Origin of the sequence: Synechococcus sp. CCY 9618, assembly GCF_019038415.1 — a bacterium.
Taxonomy (GTDB): Bacteria; Cyanobacteriota; Cyanobacteriia; order PCC-6307; family Cyanobiaceae; genus Cyanobium.
The window spans coordinates 1-267 of record NZ_JAFKRG010000090.1 but is presented as its reverse complement, the minus strand read 5'-3'; the positions used below and the strand labels follow the sequence as shown (position 1 = coordinate 267).

The window sequence follows — 267 nt, the reverse complement described above, 5'->3', positions numbered from 1 at the left end:
CCTTCCCTTTCCTTCCTTCCATGAAGACTCCCCTCACCGAGGCCGTCGCCGCCGCTGATTCCCAGGGCCGCTTCCTCAGCAACACCGAGCTCAACGCCGCCTTCGGCCGCTTCGAGCGCGCCAAGAACGCCCTCGAGGCCGCCAAGGCCCTCACCGCCAGGGCCGACGAACTGGTCAACGGCGCTGCCCAGGCCGTCTACAACAAGTACCCCTACACCACCCAGCAGCAGGGCACCAACTTCGCCTCCGATGCCCGCGGCAAGGCCA

The 267-nt window shown here is 67.4% G+C and carries 1 pseudogene; it reads left to right on the top strand.

The window, feature by feature from the left end:
• Positions 1 to 20 precede the first annotated feature (20 nt).
• Positions 21 to 267: pseudogene (locus KUG41_RS16220) on the top strand (phycocyanin subunit alpha); the annotation flags it as partial.